6 protein-coding genes are annotated in these 6,255 nt (G+C 68.7%); 4 read left to right on the top strand and 2 right to left on the bottom strand.

The features are described 5' to 3' along the window. From trpD to glp, 4 genes are all read left to right on the top strand, one after another. On the top strand, positions 1 to 599 hold a 599-nt coding region (trpD, locus tag ASG72_RS21295), incomplete at its 5' end, for an anthranilate phosphoribosyltransferase (RefSeq protein WP_244488806.1). Positions 600 to 606: 7 nt separating this feature from the next. Continuing rightward, positions 607 to 1,419 (top strand): indole-3-glycerol phosphate synthase TrpC, encoded by an 813-nt coding sequence (trpC, locus tag ASG72_RS14090; RefSeq protein WP_056713259.1) that lies wholly within the window; start codon positions 607 to 609, stop codon positions 1,417 to 1,419. Next, positions 1,416 to 1,898, top strand: a complete 483-nt coding sequence (gene moaC, locus ASG72_RS14085; protein ID WP_056713257.1) for a cyclic pyranopterin monophosphate synthase MoaC — start codon at positions 1,416 to 1,418, stop codon at positions 1,896 to 1,898. The genes trpC and moaC overlap by 4 nt, the downstream gene beginning before the upstream one ends. Beyond that, positions 1,898 to 3,109 (top strand): gephyrin-like molybdotransferase Glp, encoded by a 1,212-nt coding sequence (gene glp / locus ASG72_RS14080; protein ID WP_056713255.1) that lies wholly within the window; start codon positions 1,898 to 1,900, stop codon positions 3,107 to 3,109. Before moaC ends, glp begins: the two co-directional genes overlap by 1 nt. A gap of 114 nt (positions 3,110 to 3,223) precedes the next feature. On the opposite strand, the gene gltA is transcribed toward glp, so the two are convergent. After that, entirely contained in the window at positions 3,224 to 4,513 is a 1,290-nt protein-coding gene (gene gltA, locus ASG72_RS14075) for a citrate synthase (RefSeq protein ID WP_056713253.1), read from the bottom strand. 294 nt (positions 4,514 to 4,807) lie between these two features. Next, positions 4,808 to 6,226, bottom strand: a complete 1,419-nt coding sequence (gene gltX, locus ASG72_RS14070; RefSeq protein WP_056713251.1) for a glutamate--tRNA ligase — start codon at positions 6,224 to 6,226, stop codon at positions 4,808 to 4,810. Between the last annotated feature and the right edge of the window lie 29 nt (positions 6,227 to 6,255).

Genomic DNA, 6,255 nt, shown 5'->3' with positions numbered 1-6,255 from the left:
GGAGCCGCTGCATCACGGAGGCGGGCGTCGGCTTCATGTTCGCGCCGACGCATCACGCCTCGATGCGCCATGTCGCGCCGGTGCGGACCGAACTCGGCACGCGCACCATCTTCAACCTGCTCGGCCCGCTCTCCAACCCCGCCGGCGTCACCCGCCAGCTGGTCGGCGCCTTTTCCGAGACCTGGCTGGAGCCGATGGTCAAGGTGCTGTCCTCGCTGGGCTCGACCCGGATCTGGGCCGTACACGGCTCCGACGGGCTCGACGAGATCACCACCACCGGCCCCACCCGCGTGGTGTCGCTCGATCACGGCAAGATCGAGAGCTTCAGCATCAGCCCGGACGATGTCGGGCTGAAGCGGGCGAGGCCGGAGGATCTGCGCGGCGGCGAGCCGGCGGAGAACGCGGCCGCGCTGCAGGCCGTGCTCCAGGGCGAGACGACCGCCTTCCGCGACATCGCCGCCTTCAACGCCGCCGCGGCGCTGCTGGTGGCGGGCCGGGCCGCGAGCCTGTCGGACGGGCTGGCGCAGGCCTTCGCGGCGATCGACAGCGGCAAGGCGCGGGACGTGCTGTCCCGGCTGGTCGCCAGCTCCAACGCGTGAGGCGCAGATGAGCGATATTCTGGCGCGGATCGAGGCCTATAAGCGCCGCGAGATCGAGGCGGCGAAGCAGGCCGTTCCTCCGGAGGCGATGGAGCGGCGCGCCGCCGCGGCGGCACCGCCACGCGGCTTCGCCGCCGCGATCACCGCGCGCCATGCGGCCGGGCAGCCGGCCCTGATCGCCGAGATCAAGAAGGCGAGCCCGTCGAAAGGGCTGATCCGCGCCGATTTCGACCCGCCGGCGCTCGCCCGCGCCTATGCGGCCGGAGGCGCGGCCTGCCTCTCCGTCCTGACCGACGAGCCCTCCTTCCAGGGCCGCCCGGAGTTCTTGCAGCAGGCGCGCGAGGCCTCCGGCCTGCCGGCGCTGCGCAAGGATTTCCTCTATGACGTCTACCAGGTGCATGAGGCCCGCGCCTGGGGGGCGGACTGCATCCTGATCATCATGGCCGGCGTCGACGACGCAACGGCGCGCGCATTGGAGGCCGCCGCGCAGGGGCTCGGCATGGATGTCCTGGTCGAGGTGCATGACGAGGCCGAGCTCGACCGGGCGCTTGCTCTGTCGAGCCGGCTGATCGGCATCAACAACCGGGATTTGCGCAGCTTCGCCGTCGACCTCGCGGTGACCGAGCGTCTGGCGCCGCGCATCCCCGCCGATCGCATCATCGTCGGCGAGAGCGGCATCTTCGGCCCGGCCGACATCGCGCGGCTGCGCGAGGTCGGTGTCGAGACCTATCTCGTCGGCGAAAGCCTGATGCGCCAGGACGACGTCGCCGCCGCGACGCGGTCGCTTTTGTCGCGCGACGGCGCGGAGCGTGCGGCATGAGCGGGCTCAGCCATCTCGACGCGAAGGGCCAGGCCCATATGGTCGATGTCGGCGACAAGGCCGAGACCGGCCGCACCGCCATCGCCGAGGGGCTGGTGGTGATGCAGAAGGAGACGCTGGCCATCGTCCGCGACGGCGACGCCAAAAAGGGCGATGTGCTCGGCACGGCGCGGCTGGCCGGGATCATGGCCGCCAAGCGCACCCATGAGCTGATCCCGCTCTGCCACCCGCTGCTGATCAGCAAGATCGCCGTGGAGCTCGTTATCGACGAGGCGCTGCCGGGGGTCCGCGTCACGGCGGAGGTCAAGATGAAGGGCCAGACCGGCGTCGAGATGGAAGCGCTGACCGCGGTCGGAATCGCCTGCCTGACCGTCTACGACATGGTCAAGGCGGTCGACCGGGGGATGCGGATCGAGGGCATCCGGCTGCTGCACAAATCCGGCGGCAAATCCGGTGTCTACGAGGCGGATGCCGTCTGATGGCGCTGACGCCGGTCAAGGTCGCGCTGGACGCCCTGCTGGACAGCGTGCCGGGCATGACGCCGCCCGAGACGCTGCCGCTCGCCCGCTGTGCCGGGCGGGTTCTCGCCGGCGCGGTCGCCGCGCTGCGCACCCAGCCGCCCTTCGCCAATTCGGCCATGGATGGCTATGCGCTGCGCGCGGGTGACGCGCAGCCAGGCCAGAGCCTGCGGGTCATCGGCGAATCCGCCGCCGGGCGGTCCTTTGCCGGGCGCGTCGCGGCCGGAGAGGCCGTGCGGATCTTCACCGGCGCGCCGCTGCCGGAAGGCGCCGATGCCATCCTGATGCAGGAGCATGCCGAGGGTGTCGGCGGTCCGGTCATCACGCTGCGCGAGCCGGTGACGGCGGGCCGCTTCATCCGCCCGGCCGGGCTCGATTTCACGCAAGGCGATGAGCTGCTTCCGCCAGGCCGCCTGCTCGACAGCGCGGCGCTCGGGCTCGCCGCCGCGGCCGGCCATCCCGATCTCCCGGTGAGGCGCCGGCCGCTGATCGCGATCCTCGCCACCGGGGACGAGCTCGTCCTGCCGGGCGAGACTGTCGGCCCCGACCAGATCGTCGCCTCCAACAGCTATTCGCTCGCCGCCATCGTGCAGGGCGCGGGGGGCGAGGTTCTCGATCTCGGCATCGCGCGCGACAATCATCCCGACCTCGCCGCCCGGATCGACCGGGCGATCGCGGCCGAAGCGGATGTGCTCGTCACGCTCGGCGGCGCCTCTGTCGGCGCCCATGATCTGGTGCAGGAGGCGCTGACGGCCAAGGGCATGGCGCTCGGCTTCTGGAAGATCGCGATGCGCCCGGGCAAGCCGATGATGACCGGCCGTCTCGGCCGCATGATCGCGCTCGGCCTGCCCGGCAATCCGGTCTCATCGATCGTCTGCGGCCATCTCTTCCTGGTGCCGCTGATCGAGACCCTGCTCGGCCTGCCGGAGCCGCGGCGCGACCGCAGCGAGCCGGCGCGGCTGGGCAAGGCGATGCCGGCCAATGACGAGCGCGAGGATTATCTCCGCTCCGATCTGCAGGCGACGCCGGACGGCCTCGTCGTGACCCCGTTCGACCGGCAGGATTCCTCGATGCTCGGCCTGCTGGCGCGCGCCCGGGCGCTATGCATCCGCCCGCCTCATGCCGAGCCGGCGCAGGAAGGCGATCCCTGCCGGATCATCCGGCTGCGCTAGAGGCCGCCGGCGCCGCGCGCATGCCGCGGGCCTTTTTCCGAACGCCAAAAAATCCCCACAAGACAAAGCCTGCGGCGCGCGGGCGCCGCAGGCTCGTGACTAGGGGATAGACGATCAGCGCCGGCCGATCGGGGTGTAGTCGCGCTGCGGCGAGCCGGTATAGAGCTGGCGCGGCCGGCCGATGCGCTGGGACGGATCCTCTATCATCTCCTTCCACTGCGCGATCCAGCCGACGGTGCGGGCCAGCGCGAAGAGGGCGGTGAACATCGAGGTGGGGAAGCCCATCGCCTTCAGCGTGATGCCGGAATAGAAATCGATGTTCGGATACAGCTTCTTCTCGATGAAATAGCTGTCGGAGAGCGCGATCCGCTCCAGCTCGATCGCGACGTCGAGCAGCGGGTCGTCCTTGATTCCGAGCTCGTTCAGCACCTCATGCGTCGTCTTCTGCATGATCTTCGCGCGCGGATCGTAGTTCTTGTAGACGCGGTGGCCGAAGCCCATCAGGCGGAACGGATCGTTCTTGTCCTTCGCCTTGGCGATGTATTTTGGAATGTTCTCGACCGTGCCGATCTCCTGCAGCATCTGCAGGGCGGCCTCGTTGGCGCCGCCATGGGCGGGGCCCCAGAGGCAGGCCGTGCCGGCCGCGATGCAGGCGAAGGGGTTGGCGCCGGAGGAGCCGGCGAGACGCACCGTCGAGGTCGAGGCGTTCTGCTCATGGTCGGCGTGCAGGATGAAGATCCGGTCCAGCGCCCGCGAGAGCACCGGATTGACCTTGTACTCCTCGGCCGGCACCGCGAAGCACATGCGCAGGAAGTTGGAGGTGTAGTCGAGCGAGTTCAGCGGATACACGAAGGGCTGGCCGATCGTGTATTTATAGGCCATCGCCGCCAGCGTCGGCATCTTCGCGATCATGCGCATCGAGGCGACCATGCGCTGATGCGGGTCCGAGATGTCGGTGGAGTCGTGATAGAAGGCCGACATCGCGCCGATCGAGCCGACCATCACCGCCATCGGATGCGCGTCGCGGCGGAAGCCCTGGAAGAACCGGGCCATCTGCTCGTGGACCATGGTGTGGCGGGTTACGCGATAGTCGAAATCCGCCTTCTGGCTGGCGGTCGGCAGCTCGCCATAGAGCAGGAGGTAGCAGGTCTCGAGGAAGTCGCCATGCTCGGCGAGTTGCTCGATCGGGTAGCCGCGATAGAGCAGCACGCCCTCGTCGCCGTCGATATAGGTGATCTGCGACTCGCAGCTGGCGGTCGAGGTGAAGCCGGGATCGTAGGTGAACATCCCGGTCTGCGAATAGAGCTTCGCGATGTCGATGACCGAAGGACCGATCGAGCCCTTCCTGATCGCCATATCGAGGGTTTTTCCATCGACATTGAGCTGGCTGTTGCTTCCGGTCATCGATACCGATCCTTTCAGGCTCGCTGCTGTTCAGCCACCGGGCGGCGCAGGGGCCGGGTCATTCGCGTCCTCGCGCCGCTGCCACACTTCATCTCGAACTCGAAGACGACGATGGCGTGACGGCGCGGAGGAATCGCAACACGGCCGGGTTGAGACGTCCATGCGACTGATATTCAAGCAATAAATGTGCCCCCTACGCGCGCGCAGCGGGATCACTGCCGCGTCACTAGACCATTTGCGGAGGTGGTTCAACACAGCCGAAAGACGGTGGAGCCAATCTCCGCAGCCGGCGTTTCACGCCTGGTCCGCGAGGCGCGCCAGGGTTTCCTCCCGGCCCAGAACCGCCATCACGTCGAACAGGCCAGGCGACATGGCCCGCCCGGTCAGCGCCGCGCGCAGAGGCTGCGCCGCCTGGCCGAGTTTCAGCCCGTTCGCTTCGGCAAATCCGCGCACGGCAGCCTCCAGCCCCGCCACCGACCAGTCGTTCACCGCGGCCAGCGCCTCGGCCAGAGCCGGAAGCCGCTCCTTGGCGGCGGCGTCGAGCAGCGCCGCGGCCTTGGCGTCGAGCTGCAGAGGCCGCTGGGCGTAGAGGTAATAGGCGCTCTCCAGCAGCTCGACCAATGTCTTGGCGCGCTCCTTCAGCCCGGGCATGGCGTCGAGGAAACGCTGCTCCAGCTCCGGCGGCAGCGGCACCGGCACGCCGCGCGACGGGCCGATCTCGGGCAGGATGGTCTTCAGCGCCGCCAGCAGCTCGGCATCGCCGGACTGGCGCATATAGAGCCCGTTGAGGCTTTCCAGCTTGGCGTAGTCGAAACGCGCCGCCGAGCGACCGATCGAGGACAGGTTGAACAGCGCGATCATCTCCTCCTGCGAGAAGATCTCCTGGTCGCCATGGCTCCAGCCGAGCCGGAGCAGATAATTGCGCAGCGCCACCGGCAGATAGCCCATCGAGCGGTAGGCATCGACACCGAGCGCGCCATGGCGCTTCGAGAGCTTGGCGCCGTCGGGCCCGTGGATCAGCGGGATATGCGACATGCTCGGCACCTGCCAGCCCATCGCCTGGTAGATCTGCGTCTGGCGGGCGGCATTGGTGAGATGGTCGTCGCCGCGGATGACATGGGTGACGCCCATGTCGTGATCGTCGACCACTACCGCCAGCATATAGGTGGGGTTGCCGTCCGAGCGCAGCAGCACGAGATCGTCGAGGTTCTCGTTCTGCCAGACGACCCGGCCCTGGACCTGGTCCTCGACCACCGTCTCGCCGGTCTGCGGTGCGCGCAGGCGGATCACCGGCTTCACATCGGCCGGGGCGGTCGCGGGGTCGCGGTCGCGCCAGCGGCCGTCATAGCGCATCGGGCGGCCCTCGGCCTTGGCCTTCTCCCGCATCTCGTCGAGCTCGGCCGCGCTGGCATAGCAGCGATAGGCATGGCCCGAGGCCAGCATCTGCTCGGCGACCTCGCGATGGCGGGCGGCCCTGGCGAATTGGTAGACGGTGTCGCCATCCCAATCGAGGCCGAGCCAGCTCAGCCCGTCCAGGATCGCGGCGATCGCCGGTTCGGTCGAGCGCTCGCGGTCGGTATCCTCGATGCGCAACAGCATCTTGCCGCCATGCCGGCGCGCATAGAGCCAGTTGAACAGCGCCGTGCGCGCACCGCCGATGTGCAGGAAGCCGGTTGGCGAGGGGGCAAAGCGCGTAACGACCGCGTCGCTCATGGACGAAACACTCCAACTCAGGCCGCAAT

This window comes from Allobosea sp. Leaf344 (genome assembly GCF_001426225.1).
Classification (GTDB): Bacteria; Pseudomonadota; Alphaproteobacteria; order Rhizobiales; family Beijerinckiaceae; genus Allobosea.
Note: the sequence above shows the minus strand (reverse complement) of the source record. Positions and strands in the feature narration are given on the sequence as shown.